The sequence below is a fragment of the Streptomyces pseudovenezuelae genome (genome assembly GCF_001513955.1).
In the GTDB taxonomy this organism is placed as follows: Bacteria; Actinomycetota; Actinomycetes; order Streptomycetales; family Streptomycetaceae; genus Streptomyces; species Streptomyces pseudovenezuelae.
This window is the reverse complement of record NZ_KQ948146.1, coordinates 462,537-475,948: the sequence shown is the minus strand read 5'-3', so window position 1 is coordinate 475,948 and position 13,412 is coordinate 462,537. Positions and strand designations below refer to the sequence as shown.

The 13,412-nt window shown below is 72.4% G+C and carries 13 protein-coding genes; 9 read left to right on the top strand and 4 right to left on the bottom strand.

Features of this window, described 5'->3' with window-relative positions; translation table 11 throughout:
* The first annotated feature begins 21 nt into the window (after positions 1 to 21).
* Genes AQI94_RS14270 through AQI94_RS14250 form a run of 5 tightly spaced genes read left to right on the top strand, consistent with a single transcriptional unit; the run spans position 22 to position 4,232 of the window.
* Positions 22 to 1,371: an L-fuconate dehydratase gene (locus AQI94_RS14270; RefSeq protein ID WP_031036391.1), complete on the top strand. Its 1,350-nt coding sequence runs from the start codon at positions 22 to 24 to the stop codon at positions 1,369 to 1,371.
* The gene (locus AQI94_RS14265; RefSeq protein ID WP_031036388.1) at positions 1,368 to 2,123 is read left to right on the top strand and encodes an SDR family NAD(P)-dependent oxidoreductase; all 756 of its coding nucleotides are present in this window, start codon (positions 1,368 to 1,370) and stop codon (positions 2,121 to 2,123) included. Before AQI94_RS14270 ends, AQI94_RS14265 begins: the two co-directional genes overlap by 4 nt.
* Complete coding sequence (locus AQI94_RS14260; RefSeq protein WP_031036385.1) at positions 2,120 to 3,088, top strand: aldo/keto reductase; 969 nt, start codon at positions 2,120 to 2,122, stop codon at positions 3,086 to 3,088. The genes AQI94_RS14265 and AQI94_RS14260 overlap by 4 nt, the downstream gene beginning before the upstream one ends.
* Positions 3,085 to 3,399, top strand: a complete 315-nt coding sequence (locus tag AQI94_RS14255; protein WP_031036381.1) for an L-rhamnose mutarotase — start codon at positions 3,085 to 3,087, stop codon at positions 3,397 to 3,399. Before AQI94_RS14260 ends, AQI94_RS14255 begins: the two co-directional genes overlap by 4 nt.
* Positions 3,396 to 4,232: an amidohydrolase family protein gene (locus AQI94_RS14250; protein ID WP_031036377.1), complete on the top strand. Its 837-nt coding sequence runs from the start codon at positions 3,396 to 3,398 to the stop codon at positions 4,230 to 4,232. The genes AQI94_RS14255 and AQI94_RS14250 overlap by 4 nt, the downstream gene beginning before the upstream one ends.
* On the opposite strand, the gene AQI94_RS14245 is transcribed toward AQI94_RS14250, so the two are convergent.
* The gene (locus AQI94_RS14245) at positions 4,220 to 5,647 is read right to left on the bottom strand and encodes a lipase maturation factor family protein (RefSeq protein ID WP_031036375.1); all 1,428 of its coding nucleotides are present in this window, start codon (positions 5,645 to 5,647) and stop codon (positions 4,220 to 4,222) included. The genes AQI94_RS14250 and AQI94_RS14245 overlap by 13 nt on opposite strands.
* 133 nt (positions 5,648 to 5,780) lie before the next feature.
* Here AQI94_RS14245 and AQI94_RS14240 point away from each other — a divergent pair, with 133 nt between their 5' ends.
* From AQI94_RS14240 to AQI94_RS14230, 3 genes are all read left to right on the top strand, one after another.
* Positions 5,781 to 6,971, top strand: a complete 1,191-nt coding sequence (locus AQI94_RS14240; protein WP_062229749.1) for a DUF6777 domain-containing protein — start codon at positions 5,781 to 5,783, stop codon at positions 6,969 to 6,971.
* Positions 6,972 to 7,033: 62 nt separating this feature from the next.
* Complete coding sequence (locus AQI94_RS14235) at positions 7,034 to 9,121, top strand: SpoIIE family protein phosphatase (RefSeq protein WP_031050006.1); 2,088 nt, start codon at positions 7,034 to 7,036, stop codon at positions 9,119 to 9,121.
* 31 nt (positions 9,122 to 9,152) lie between these two features.
* Positions 9,153 to 10,016 (top strand): Fpg/Nei family DNA glycosylase, encoded by an 864-nt coding sequence (locus tag AQI94_RS14230; protein ID WP_031050007.1) that lies wholly within the window; start codon positions 9,153 to 9,155, stop codon positions 10,014 to 10,016.
* A 10-nt stretch (positions 10,017 to 10,026) separates the two neighbouring features.
* On the opposite strand, the gene AQI94_RS14225 is transcribed toward AQI94_RS14230, so the two are convergent.
* From AQI94_RS14225 to AQI94_RS14215, 3 genes are all read right to left on the bottom strand, one after another.
* A complete protein-coding gene (locus AQI94_RS14225; protein ID WP_031050010.1) occupies positions 10,027 to 10,680 on the bottom strand; it encodes a zf-HC2 domain-containing protein in 654 nt (217 codons plus the stop codon).
* A 151-nt stretch (positions 10,681 to 10,831) separates the two neighbouring features.
* Positions 10,832 to 11,347: a hypothetical protein gene (locus tag AQI94_RS14220; protein WP_031050013.1), complete on the bottom strand. Its 516-nt coding sequence runs from the start codon at positions 11,345 to 11,347 to the stop codon at positions 10,832 to 10,834.
* Positions 11,348 to 11,482: 135 nt separating this feature from the next.
* Positions 11,483 to 12,028: a sigma-70 family RNA polymerase sigma factor gene (locus AQI94_RS14215; RefSeq protein WP_031050016.1), complete on the bottom strand. Its 546-nt coding sequence runs from the start codon at positions 12,026 to 12,028 to the stop codon at positions 11,483 to 11,485.
* Between the two features lie 231 nt (positions 12,029 to 12,259).
* Between AQI94_RS14215 and AQI94_RS14210 the strand changes: the two genes are divergently transcribed.
* On the top strand, positions 12,260 to 13,411 hold the full coding sequence (locus tag AQI94_RS14210) for a CapA family protein (protein ID WP_031050018.1): 1,152 nt from the start codon (positions 12,260 to 12,262) through the stop codon (positions 13,409 to 13,411).
* The last annotated feature ends 1 nt before the right edge of the window (position 13,412 follow it).

Below are 13,412 nucleotides of genomic sequence, written 5' to 3'. Positions count from 1 at the left end.
TCCCCTACCGAAAGGCCTTCCGTGTCCTCTACCCCCGCCCGTGTCACCGCGGTAGACACCTACGACATCCGCTTCCCCACCTCGCGCGAGCTCGACGGCTCCGACGCGATGAACCCGGACCCCGACTACTCGGCGGCCTATGTCGTGCTCCGCACCGACGCGGCCGACGGGCACGAGGGGCACGGGTTCACCTTCACCATCGGGCGGGGCAACGAGGTCCAGGTCGCCGCGATCGAGGCGCTGCGCGGGCATGTGGTCGGCCGGTCCGTCGACGAACTGTGCGCGGACCCGGGGACGTTGAACCGCGACCTGATCGGCGACAGCCAGCTGCGCTGGCTCGGCCCCGAGAAGGGCGTGATGCACATGGCGATCGGCGCGGTCGTCAACGCCGTGTGGGACCTGGCCGCCAAGCGCGCCGGCAAGCCGCTGTGGCGGCTCCTCGCCGAGGGGGACCCCGAGTGGCTGGTCGGCCAGATCGACTTCCGCTACCTCACGGACGCGCTCACCCCTCGGGAGGCCCTTGAGATCCTGCGCCGGGGACGCGAGGGGGCCGACGAGCGGGTCGCGAAACTCCTCGCGACCGGCTACCCGGCGTACACCACCTCCGCCGGCTGGCTCGGCTACGACGACGAGAAACTCACCCGGCTCGCCGCCGCGGCCGTCACCGACGGCTTCCGGCAGATCAAGCTCAAGGTCGGCGCCGATCTGGCGGACGACATACGGCGCTGCCGCGTCGCCCGCCAGGTCGTCGGCCCCGGCATCCGCATGGCGATCGACGCCAACCAGCGCTGGGACGTCGACGAGGCGATCCGCTGGACCCGGGCGCTCGCCGAGTTCGACCCGTACTGGATCGAGGAGCCCACCAGCCCCGACGACATCCTCGGCCACGCGGCGATCCGCGAGGCGGTCGCCCCGGTGAAGGTGGCCACCGGTGAGCACGTCCAGAACCGGGTCGTCTTCAAGCAGCTCCTCCAGGCAGGCGCCCTCGACATCGTCCAGATCGACGCGGCCCGCGTCGGCGGCGTCAACGAGAACCTCGCCATCCTGCTGCTCGCCGCCAAGTTCGGCGTGCCGGTCTGCCCGCACGCGGGCGGGGTCGGTCTGTGCGAACTCGTCCAGCACCTCTCGATGTTCGACTACGTGGCCGTCACCGGCACGACCGAGGACCGGGTCATCGAGTACGTCGACCATCTGCACGACCACTTCCTCGATCCCGTGGTGATCCGCGCGGGCCACTACAGGGCACCCACCGGCCCCGGCTTCTCGGCGGCCATGCGCCCGGAGTCCATCGCGCGGTACACGTTCCCGGCCGGCGCCTTCTGGGCAGAGGACCTCGCCGACGGCACACACAAGAAGGGGCAGGCGGCATGAGCGACTTCGAGGGCCTGAGGGCTCTGGTGACCGGCGGCGCCTCCGGCATCGGCCGGGCCACCGCGGAACTCCTCGCCGCACGCGGCGCCCGGGTCGCCGTCCTCGACCTGGACCCCTCGTCCGTCGAGAAGCCGCTGCTGGCGTACCGCGCCGACGTCAGCGACGACGACTCCGTGCGCGCGGCCGTCGCCGCGGCCGCGGCCGACCTGGGCGGACTCGACGTCCTGGTCAACAACGCGGGTATCGGCGCCCAGGGCACCGTGGCCGACAACGACGACGCGGAATGGCACCGCGTCCTCGACGTCAACGTGGTCGGCATGGTCCGGGTCGCCCGCGCCGCCCTGCCCCACCTGCGCGAGTCGGCGCACGCGGCGATCGTGAACACCTCGTCGATCGGGGCCACCGCCGGGCTTCCGCAGCGGGCGCTGTACTGCGCGAGCAAGGGGGCGGTGTACTCCCTGACGCTCGCCATGGCCGCCGACCACGTCCGCGAGGGCATCCGCGTGAACTGCGTCAACCCCGGCACCGCGGACACCCCGTGGATCGGCCGCCTGCTCGCCAAGGCGCCCGACCCGGCCGCCGAACGCGCCGCCCTGGAGGCCCGCCAGCCCACCGGCCGCCTCGTCTCGGCCGACGAGGTCGCGGGGGCCATCGCCTACCTGGCGAGCCCGCTCTCCGGCGCCACCACCGGCACCTCCCTCGCCGTCGACGGCGGCATGCAGGGACTGCGTCTGAGGCCGGTGGGCCGGTGAACACCCTCGGCAGCAGCGGCGTCCCGGTCAGCGGGCTGGGCTTCGGCGCCGCCGTCATCGGCAACCTTTTCACCGAGGTGCCCGACGAGCAGGCCCACGAGGCGGTCACCGCCGCCTGGCAGCGCGGCATCCGCTACTTCGACACCGCCCCGCACTACGGACTGGGCCTGTCGGAACGCAGACTGGGGGAGGCCCTGAGCGCCTTCCCGCGCGCGGAGTTCACCGTCTCCACGAAGGTCGGCCGCCGACTGGAGCCGTCCACGCACGGCGGCGACGACCTGGCGGACGGCTTCGCGGTCCCCGCCGCCCGCCGCCGTGTCTGGGACTTCAGCGCGGACGGCGTACGACGCACCCTTGAGGCGAGCCTCGAACGGCTCGGTCTCGACCGCGTGGACGTCGTCTACCTCCACGACCCCGACGACCACGCCGACGAAGCCTTTCGCGAGGGCTATCCGGCCCTGGAGAAACTCCGCTCGGAGGGGGTCGTCGGGGCGATCGGCGCCGGCATGAACCAGGCCGGGATGCTCACCCGCTTCGTCCGCGAGACCGACGTCGACGTGGTGCTGTGCGCCGGGCGCTACACCCTGCTCGACCAGAGCGCGCTCACCGAGCTGCTGCCCACCGCCGTCGAGCGGGGCGTCTCCGTGGTGATCGGCGGCGCCTTCAACTCCGGTCTGCTCGCGGACCCGAGGCCGGGGGCGACGTACAACTACGCGCAGGCCCCGGGCGATCTGCTGGACCGGGCCCTGCGCATGCGGGAGGTCGCCGAGCGGCACGGCATCGGCCTGCGGGCCGCCGCCCTCGCCTTCTGCGCCGCCCACCCGGCCGTCGCGAGCGTCCTCGTGGGCGCCCGCTCGGCGGCCGAAGTCGAGGACGCCGCCGACCAGTTCGCCACCCCGGTGCCGCCCGCCCTCTGGCGGGAACTGCGCGACACCGGCCTCCTGACCACCGAGGAGCCGTCATGAGGATCGCCCTGCACACCAAGGTCCGCGCGGACCGCGTCGAGGAGTACGAGGCCGCCCACCGCGAGGTGCCCGTCGAACTCACCGACGCGATCCGCGCCGCCGGGGCCGCCTCCTGGACGATCTGGCGCAGCGGCACCGACCTCTTCCACGTCCTGGAGTGCGAGGACTACGGCCGTCTCCTCGCCGAGCTGGAGAAACTCCCGGTGAACGTCACCTGGCAGGCCCGCATGGCCGAACTCCTCGACGTGGTGCACGACTACTCCGGCGAGGGCGCCGACGCGGGCCTGCCCGTCGTGTGGGAGCTGCCGTGACGGTCGTCGACGCGCACCACCATGTGTGGGACCTGTCGGTGCGGGACCAGGACTGGATCGCCTCGGACAGCCCGCTGCGCCGGAACTTCACCCTGGCGGACCTCGCGCCGGAGGCCGCCGCGGCGGGAGTCGACCGCACCGTCCTCGTCCAGACGGTGACCGTGCCCGAGGAGACTCCCGAGTTCCTCGCCCTCGCGGCCGGCCACGAGCTGATCGCCGGAGTCGTCGGCTGGACGGGCCTGACCCGCCCCGACATCGCCGACGAGCTGGCCCGGCTGCGCTCCCTCCCCGGCGGCACCCGCCTCAAGGGCATCCGCCACCAGGTCCAGGGCGAGCCCGACCCCGGGTGGCTGCTGCGGCCGGACGTACGCCGGGGCCTGACCGCCGTGGCCGACGCGGGTCTGGTCTACGACCTGGTCGTCCTCCCGCACCAACTGCCCGCCTGCGTCAAGGCGGCCGAGTCGCTTCCCCAGCTCACCTTCGTCCTGGACCACTTGGGGAAGCCGCCCATCGCGTCCGGCAGTCCGGAACCGTGGGCGACCGACGTCCGTGCCCTCGCCGCCCTCCCCAACACCGTCTGCAAACTCTCCGGCATGGTCACCGAGGCGGACCTCGCCACCTGGACGATCGACGACCTGCGCCCGTACGCCGACACCGTCCTGGACGCCTTCGGCCCGGACCGCCTGATGTTCGGCTCGGACTGGCCGGTGTGCACCCTGGGGGCCACCTACGGCGAGACGATGTCCGTGACGAAGGAACTCACCGCAGGTCTCGGCACCTCCGAACGCGCCGACGTCCTCGGCGGTACCGCCACCCGGACCTACGGCCTCTGACCTGCGGCCGGCCGCGTCAACCGTGTGGGCGGCAGGAACTCCCGCACGTACGTCCGCTCCCAGCACGCCCCCGTCTCCCGAAGCTCGCGCCAGGTGGTGTACCGGTACCGGAACAGTCGGGCGCGGACATGACGGGGCGGCTCGTCCGCCGGGAACGGGGAGCGGCGCAACAGCCGCAGCGTGGCGGGGTCGTTCTCCAGGAGTCGCTCGACCATCGTGCCGAACCACGCCCCGGCGTACGCCGGGGACAGCGCGGCGAACCACATCATCCAGTCCAGACGCAGATGGTAGGGCGCGAACTGGCGCGGCCAGCGCCGTGGATCGCCCGGCTTGCCCTTGAACTCGTACTCCCGCCACTCGGAGTCCCTGCGCGGCACGTCGTCCGCGGTGCCCTCGACCACCACCTCGTGGCGGATGCGGCTGACGCTGCCGAACGCGCCGTAGGTGTTGACCAGATGGAGCGGATCGAAGGAACGGTTCATGATCTGGCTCCGGGTGATCATGTTGCGCACCGGGTGGTAGCTCAGGGCGAGGAGGAGCGCGGCGACGGCGAGGACCGTCACCTCGTACCAGAGCGGGGTGGCGGGCAGGTCCGGCGCGTCGCCCGGGAGTTCCAGCGCCGACACCGCCAGCACGATCGTGATCCAGTTGAGCCAGGCGAAGTTGCCCGACAGCACCAGCCACAACTGGGTCACGATCATCAGGGACGCGGCGGCCGTGGCGACCGGCTGCGGGGTGAACAGGAGGAAGGGCACCACGAGTTGCGTGACATGGTTCGCGGCCACCTCCACCCGGTGCACGGGCCGCGGCAGCCGGTGGAAGAACCAGCTCAGCGGACCCGGCATCGGCTGGGTCTCGTGGTGGTGGTCCAGGCAGGTGAGCTTGCGCCAGCAGGCGTCGCCGCGCATCTTGATGAGTCCCGCGCCGAACTCGACCCGGAACAGGACCCAGCGCAGCAGGAACAGCACCACGACCGGCGGGGCCACGTCGTCGTTGCCGAGGAACACCGCGAGGAAGCCGACTTCGAGCAGCAGGGACTCCCAGCCGAAGCCGTACCAGGTCTGGCCCACGTTGACGATCGACAGATACAGCAGCCACGGCACCAGCCACAGCAGCATCCCGCCCCACAGCGGCAGCCGGGAGTCCAGGCCCGCCACCAGCGCGGCCGACACCCCGCAGCCCGTCCACGCGCACAAAGCGAAGAACCGGTCCGAGTAGTGGAGTTGGAACAGGCTCGGGGCCCGCCGGAAGGGCACCCGTGCCACGAAACGCGGGACCGGCAGCATTCCGCGCTCCCCGAGCAGCGCCCGGAACTGCAGGGCCGCCGCCAGGAACGCGACGAAGTACAGCCCCGCCAGAGCCCGCTGGAAGACCAGCCGGCTCAGCCAGTAGTCGGGTGCGGTGAACCAGTCCACGGCCGTGCTCTCCTGCCTCCATTGTCCAGCCGGACCCTGTGTGACTCTCCGTGTACCTCCCTTCCGCTTGCGTAACCCAAGTGAGTGAAGCAGACAATAGTGATGAATTGCCCGGTATGGACGGGAGAACGCGGTGCGGACACCCACCACAACCCTCGCCACGGCCTGCGCGCTCGCGGCGGCACTCCTCGTCGCCGGATGCGGCGGGGCCGGGGGTGAGAACGGCGTCGAGACCCGGGGTGAACTCTTCCTCCAGCCGGCGGAGGCCGCGGGGCCGAGTCCCTTCACCCGCTCGGCGGCCACCACGGCCCCGCCCCTCACCCGAGTGCCCCGGCGGGACCCGGCCGCCCCGCGGACCGTCTCCGGCGGCACGCCCGGCCTCTACGGAGGCACCGAGCGCGTCGGCAGCTGTGACGTGGCACGGCAGATCGACGACCTGACCACCGACCCCTCCAGAACGCGCGCGTTCGCGCGGGTCGCGGGCGTCGCCCCGGTCTCGGTCCCGGACTACCTGCGCGGACTCGCCCCGGTCGTCCTGCGCGCCGACACCCGGGTCACCGACCACGGCTACCGCGACGGCAGGGCGAGCGGCTTCCAGTCGGTCCTCCAGGCGGGCACCGCCGTCCTCGTCGACAACCGGGGCGTCCCGCGCGTCCGCTGCGCCTGCGGCAACCCGCTGACGCCCCCGGTGGCGATGCGGGGCGGCGCGGTCATGAGCGGACAGCCGTGGTCCGGGTTCCGGCCCACCGAGGTGATCGTGGTGGCCCCCAGCGAGCAGCTCGTCACCGACATCACCATCATCGACCTCGTCCACCACTCCTGGATCGAACGCCGGATCGACCACGACTGCCGGCACGACCACGCCGTACCGCCGCCGGAACCGCAACCGCTGACCCCCACGGCACCCCCGGGCGGCAGCGCGTCACCGGACACGTCCCTCGGCGCCGCCCCTCGGCGGCCCGCGCCCGGCTGCCCGCCCCCGCCTCCGACCGCCACGCCCACGCCCGGCGCCACCGTCAGGCCCGGTGCCAGGGCCACGGCCACGGCCACCGAGGGGCCGTACGGCGGGAGCTGCCCCTCGCCCACCGCGAGCGCCGCCCTCACCCCGCCGCTCGCGACGCGGCCCGGAACCCCCGCGGTCCCGCCGGACGGCAGCCGTACGACCGTCCCCGTCCCCGTCGACCCCGGGACCGGGATCGGCCCCGAGACCGTCCCGGACACCCCGGATCTCCCCGACGGCGGCGGGCTGATCCCCGACGACACGGCCGCCCCGACCGGCACCGACACCGTCTTCGACACCCCCACCGACGTCCTCGGTGCCTGACGGCCGCCGAAGACACCGCCGCCCCGGTCGAAGAATCGGGCAAATCCTGGCAAGGTGGCTCCATGGTTGATCGGGGAGCGAGCGCCCTGTCACTCCCGGACGACTGGCCCGCCCACCCGGATCCGATCCTGGCGCTCAACCGCATGGGCAGCTTCGACTGGGACCTGGACACCGGTCTGTTCCACATGGACGCCCAGGCCCACGAGGTCTTCGACCTGCGCCCCGACGAATACGACGGCAACCCGGTGAGCCTGGCCGTCCGGGTCCCGAGCGCCGAGGGACTCCGGCTGGACACCCTGGTCGCCCGGGCCATCAAGGACGGCAGCGAGAACTACGGCACCTACTTCCGGCTGCGCTGCCGGGACGGCACCCTGCGCTGGACCCACACCCAGGGGTACATCCGGCGCGACGAGACGGGCCGTCCGCGCCGGATCATCGGGATCGTCCGTGACGCCACCCAGGAGATGGGCGAGCTGGAGGCCCGCCGGGAGCAGGCCGCCCAGGACGAGGCCCTGCGCCGGCAGACCAACGTCGTCCAGCTCACCACGGCCGCCCTCGCCCACGCCCGGACCGTCCAGGACGTCATCGACGTCCTCAAGGACACCCACGGCCTCACCCACCTCGGCGCCACCAGCCTGGTGATGGGCCTGGTCGAGGCGGGCCGCATCCGGCTGATCGCCGAGGGACCCGCGGGCAGCTTCGTGCCCGGCACCGACATCACCCGGATCGACGAGCCCTACCCGATGAGCGAGGCCGTGCGCACGCTGACCCCCCGGTTCATCGAGTCACCGGAGGAGTTCGCGGACCGCTACCCGATCCTGTGGCCGCACATCACCGGCCTCGACATCACCTCCGCGGCCTACCTCCCGCTGATCGCCGAGGCCCGCCCGATCGGCGCCATGGGCCTGCTCTACAGTGACCGGCGCGGTTTCACGCCCGAGGACCGCAACGTCCTCATCGCCCTCGGCAGCAGCATCGCCCAGAGCCTCCAGCGGGCCATGCTCTACGAGCAGCAGAAGGACCTCGCCACCGGTCTCCAGCAGGCCATGCTGCCGCGCACCATCCCGAGCGTCCCCGGTGCCGACGTCGCCGTCCGCTACCGGGCCGCCGGCGCCGAGGGTTCCCTGCCCCGGGACATCGGCGGCGACTGGTACGACCTGATCCCGCTGCCCGGCGGCCGCGTCGGTGCCGTCATCGGAGACGTCCAGGGCCACGACACCCACGCCGCCGCTGTCATGGGCCAGCTGCGGATCGTGCTGCGGGCCTACGCCGCCGAGGGGCACCCCCCGGCCACGGTGATGGCCCGGGCCTCCGTCTTCCTCCACGAGCTCGACACCGACCGCTTCGCGACCTGCCTGTACGCCGAGGCCGACCTCGCCACCGGAGTCGTCCAGGCCGTCCGCGCGGGCCACATCGACCCCCTGGTCCGGCACGCCGACGGCAGCTGCCGCCGGGTGACCGTCGAGGGGGGACTGCCGCTCGGGCTGTCCGCCGAGTTCGGGCAGCTCGACTATCCCGTCGCCACCCTCGAACTCGACCCCGGGGGCACGCTGCTGCTGTGCACCGACGGGCTGGTCGAACAGCCCGGCGCCGACCTCGACGACGGCATGCAGACCCTCACGAGCCTCATCGCCGTGGGCCCCACCGACGTGTGGGAGCTCGCCGACCGGCTCATCGACGTGGCCGAGGAACGCGGCGGTGACGACGACGTGGCACTGCTCCTGCTGCGCCGCCGCGGTCTGGACGCCCCGCAGTCCGGCGGCCGCCTCCAGCAGCACGTGGCGTCCGGGGATCCCGAGGCACTCACCGGGGCCCGGCACATGATCCGGGCCGCGGTCGGCGCCTGGGGCGCGCGGGAGCGCTCCGACGAGATCGAACTCGTCGCCGACGAGCTGATCACCAACGCGCTGATGCACACCGAGGGCGCCGCCATCGTCACCCTGCGGGTCCTGACCCGCTCCGACCGGCGGATGCGCGTAGAGGTGGAGGACTCCTCCAGCGCCCTGCCGCGCCGCCGGGAGGCGGGCGAGTCGGGGGTCTCGGGCCGGGGCCTGCTGCTGGTCGACCTGCTGAGCGATGTGTGGGGCGTGGAGGCGCGGGGCGGCGGGAAGTGCGTGTGGTGCGAGTTCGTCGTGGGGGAGCGGAGCTGACCGCAGCGGCCCCCGGTGGCACTCTGGACGTATGCCGGAACTCCCCGAGGTGGAAGCGCTCAAGGACTTCCTGACCGAGAACCTGGTCGGGCACGAGATGGTGCGTGTGCTGCCGGTGGCCGTCAGCGTCCTGAAGACGTACGACCCGCCGCCGACCGCGGTCGAGGGCCGCGAGGTGGTCGCCGTGCACCGCCACGGCAAGTTCCTCGACCTGGAGACGGACGGCGGCCCGCACCTGGTCACCCATCTGGCCCGCGCGGGCTGGCTGCACTGGAAGGACCGTCTCCCCGACGGCCCGCCCCGCCCCGGCAAGGGCCCGCTCGCCCTCCGGGTGGCGCTGGAGACCGGCGCGGGCTTCGACCTCACCGAGGCCGGTACCCAGAAGCGCCTCGCGGTGTACGTGGTGGCCGATCCCCAGGACGTACCCGGCATCGCCCGTCTGGGCCCCGACCCGCTGGCCGAGGACTTCGACGGGGCGAGCCTCGCGGCCCTCCTCAAGGGCGAGCGCCGGCAGCTGAAGGGCGCCCTGCGCGACCAGAGCCTCATCGCCGGGGTGGGCAACGCCTACAGCGATGAGATCCTGCACGCGGCGAGGATGTCCCCGTTCAAACTGGCGGCTTCCCTGACTCCCGAGGAGACGGAGAGCCTCTACCAGGCCCTGCGCGGCACCCTCACCGAGGCGGTGGAACGATCGAGAGGGGTGGCGGCGGGCCGCCTGAAGTCGGAGAAGAAGTCCGGCCTGCGGGTCCACGGCCGCACCGGCGATCCCTGCCCGGTCTGCGGCGACACCATCCGGGAGGTCTCCTTCAGCGACTCCTCCCTGCAGTACTGCCCCACCTGCCAGACGGGCGGCAAGCCCCTGGCGGACCGGCGGTTGTCGCGACTGCTCAAGTGACCGGACGCCGTCAGCCCGGCTCCAGCGTCACCAGATGCTCCCCGCCCGACGTCCTGACCTCGTAGTGGTCGATCTGGTCGGCGTGGAAGGTGGAGCTGCCCATCATGGTGTTGTCGTCGGTGGCGTGCCCGGTGGCGTTCCAGCCGGTGACGGTCTCCTCCTTGCCGTCGTGGCTGATCGCGACGAGGTGGCAGGCGCGGGGCCCGGACTCGTCCTTGACCCTGAGCTCCACCTGGGTGCCCCAGTCCTCGTCCTCGGTGGTGACCTGGGCCCACACACCGGAGCGGGCGTCGGTGGCCTCGATGCTGCTGGTCGGCGGCGTGTCGCCGCCCGTCGTCATCGCGAGGGTGGAACCGCCCACGGTCAGGACCACCGAGGCGGCCACCGCGTACAACAGGCGCCTGCGCCGTGCCCGGTGCCGGGTGGCGACCTCGCCGAGGAGGCGGTTCAGGAGCTGCGGGCCGGGCTGGGCCATCGGGTGCACGGTCCGCGGTGTCGCCCGCCGGTACAGCATCATCTGACGGGTCACAGGACCGAACTCGGTCACGTGTGCCGCGCACTTGGGGCACTCCATGAGGTGGTCCTCGAAGCGGAAGGCCTCCGCCTCGTCCAGCACGCCGAGCGCGTACGCGCCGACGTCGCGATGCCTCTCCAAGGACCTCATGCCGAAACCTCGTGCCGTTGGGTGTGGGTGGGGTTACTCCTTGCTCCCACCGGTACGCACCAGCCCGCCGAATCACTCAAGGCATGCACAGAATCGTGACCAAGGGATTCGGAGCGGTCGGCCCCGCGGATTGGTCCGAATCGCAAGCAATCTAGAAGAGGTGGATGGCGAGGTGGCCGAGCGGCAGACCGAGCTGCCAGGCCGGTGTCCACACCTTCGGACCCTCGTCCTCGCCGATCCCCGCCGCGCCGCCCGGCACGGCGTTCAGGTCGGGCGCGAGCAGCTCCGTCTCCTCCAGCCAGCGCCAGGCCGCGGCCGCGAGTTCGAGGTCCGCTGCGGGCCCGCCGGTGGCGACCGCCTCGGCGGTCAGCGCGGCCATCCGCTCGCACACCCAGTCCTGCCACGGCTGGTCGTACGCCGTCAGGGACAGCCAGTTCTCCAGCTGTGAGACGACCTGGATGCCGGAGAGCTCTCCCTCGGTGTCGGCGAGGAAGACGGTCAGCGCCAGCGCGTCCCGTCCGGCACGGAACTCGAAGGACGTCGGCGGCATCAGATCGCCGGAACGCAGCAGCTCGTCGGCGATGTACTCGGCGTACAACCAGGCCATGGGGACGACCAGTTCGCCACCGCCGGTGCCCTCCGTGCTCTCTTGACCTCTGTGCAGCATCCCTTCCTGCCTTCCTCCGGTGCGTGCGCGTCGCCCGTCGCCGGGCCCCCATCCGGAACACGGATGAAGACAGCCGATTACTCAACAGGGGTCTTCAGCAAGGCGCTTTACGGAGGTTTGACTTTCCCATTGGTTTCACCGCAGGTCGGCCGCGTATCCCGGAAGCACCCGGCGCAGGGCGCGCAGCGCGTAGTACGCGCGGGACTTCACGGTACCGGGCGGAATCCCCAGGATCTCGGCGGCCTCCGCCACACTCGCCCCCTGGAAATACACCAGCACCAGGACTTCACGGTGCTCCGGAGTGAGTGTCTTCACAGCCTCGCGTACGTCGAGGGCGGCGGCCGCCCGCTCGGCGTGGTCGGCGCACACCCGCGCGTTCTCCAGGACGGCGTCACCGACCTCGGGCGGACGCGCCTGCCGGGCCCGCCGCGCGTCGATCGCGAGCCGCCGCCCCACCGTCAGCAGCCAGGGCCGTACGGACTCGAAGTCGTCGGCGCGCAGTGCCTCGGGGTGCTGCCAGGCGCGGACGAGGGTCTCCTGCACGAGGTCCTCGGCGCGTTGCCGGTCGCCGTCGCTGAGCCGGAGGAGGAGCGCGAAGAGGGGCCGGCCGTGCTCCCGCTGCAGTGCGGCGAGCTCGTGCTCGGCGGTCGTCCCGTTCGTGAGGGTGGTTCCGGCCGTCATGGCCGTATGGCACCTCAGCGCGGGGCCGGGGGACAGGGCACGCACAAGGATCTGCGGCGGACGGTCGATCGCGTCGACGAACGGTTCGGTGAACGGTCCCTTCCGGTCCCTCGCGCGTCTGTGCCGCGTCCCGTGCGCCCCGGACGGGTCAACAAGGCGGTCAGTCCGTTTGCGGACACGGACAAGCTCATACCTATTCGTCAGTAAATATGACCTCAGTGGGGTGAGCTGATGATTGCACGCAGACAGCAGGTTGCCCTGGCCCTCACGGCCCTTCTCGCCGGAGGAGCGGCCTGCCAGGCGCACGACCACGCGGCACCCGGGCATCCGGCCCCGGCCGCCGCCGCCGCACCGCACGGCTTCACGCTCGTCGCCTCCGGTGACGTCCTGCCGCACAGCTCGATCATCGACCGGGCCCGCTTCGACGCGGGCGGGAACGGCTACGACTTCCGCCCGATGCTGGCCGGGGTCCGCTCCGTCGTCTCCCGCGCCGATCTGGCGCTGTGTCACATGGAGACCGTCTACGGCGCGAACGGCGACTACACCGGTTACCCGACCTTCAAGTCACCGCCCGAGGTGGCCCAGGCCCTCGCCGTCACCGGCTACGACGGCTGCTCCACCGCCTCCAACCACACCCTCGACGACGGCGCCGGGGGAATCCGCCGCACCCTCGACGCCCTGGACCGCGCCGGCGTACGACACGCCGGTTCGGCCCGTACCGAGGGCGAGGCGCGTACGGTCACCGTCCTGCGTGCGGGCCCGGCGAAGGTCGCCCACCTCGCCTACACCTACGACACCAACGGCTTCCCACTGCCCCAGGGGCAGCCCTGGGCCGTGAACCTGATGGACGAGACCAAGATCCTCGCGGACGCGCGCGCTGCCCGGAAGGCGGGCGCCGACGTGGTCGTCGTGTCGCTGCACTGGGGCACCGAGTGGCAGGACGCGCCCGACGAACAGCAGCTGGCCCTGGCCCGCGACCTGACCGCCGCCCGTACCGGCGGGCGTCCCGACGTCGACCTGATCCTCGGCACCCACGCCCATGTCCCGCAGGCGTACGAGAAGGTCAACGGCACCTGGGTGGTCTACGGCATGGGCGACCAGATCGCCGGCGAGATGTTCAACCACGACGGCGCCCAGGACCCGCGCGGCAACCAGTCCACCCTTGCCCGCTTCACGTTCGCCCCGCCCGCCAGGCCGGGCGGGCGCTGGCGGGTCGCGAAGGCGGAGTTCGTGCCGCAGATGTTCGACGTGGACGCCGGCCGGGTGGTGAACCTCAACCGGGCGATCGCGCAGGGCGCCGATGTCGAGGGCGTCCGCGACCGGATCCGGGAGGTGGTGCTGAGCCGGGGCGCGGCCAAGGACGGGCTCACGATGGGGCAGTAGG